Annotated in this window: 1 protein-coding gene; it reads right to left on the bottom strand. The window is 50.1% G+C overall.

All coding sequences use genetic code 11. The features are described 5' to 3' along the window. Nucleotides 1-620, bottom strand: a 620-nt coding sequence (locus NV64_RS22825) for a T6SS immunity protein Tli4 family protein (protein ID WP_255410352.1), incomplete at its 3' end; no start/stop codon positions are given. Between the last annotated feature and the right edge of the window lie 21 nt (nucleotides 621-641).

Below are 641 nucleotides of genomic sequence, written 5' to 3'. Positions count from 1 at the left end.
GTTTTACCTTTACGCAGAGTCCGGGCATTGGCCTGAGTCAGGTAAGACTGTATTTCACCGCTTCGCTCCAGCATATTTGTGCTTTCTTTTAAGGCGTTATTGCTCCAGACAACAAAAGAAAAGACCGGACTGTGCGGATAGACAAAGGTAATATCCTCCTTCGGCTTGCCGTTCCCGTCGCGGATAAACCCTTCTGAAATACAGGTCCCCGGCTGCGTCGGGATTTCATCGTTTTTTCGCCCGCTCAGACGGGACATAATATCCTTCAGCTCCGCCAGTTTTGCGGGCCTGGTGTCAAGCTGATTTTCTTTCATTCCTCCGTTCAAATATTCAATGCGATCCTGCTGATATTTGGGGTCTGATACATCCCTTATCTCCGACGAAATGATGAACGCCACCCCATCAATATACAGGTGCCCTTCAAGGATACGACCAAACCCCGCCGCGCTCTCATTTTTATTACGATCAAATATCACCGCATTTTCACTCAGCCGGTACACCTGCTTGAGAAAAGGCCGATCAACAGGATCAACCGTATGGCTGTCTTTCAGTCTCTGCTCCCGCAGCTCGATACGCTGCTCAAACGCCGGACGGTAGAGCCGCTGGCTGCTGATGTTCACCTCATTAATCTGAGCACGGTC

This window comes from Erwinia sp. B116, assembly GCF_002865965.1.
Classification (GTDB): Bacteria; Pseudomonadota; Gammaproteobacteria; order Enterobacterales; family Enterobacteriaceae; genus Erwinia.
The sequence above is the reverse complement of the archived record's forward strand: the minus strand, read 5'-3'. Positions and strand labels throughout refer to the sequence as shown.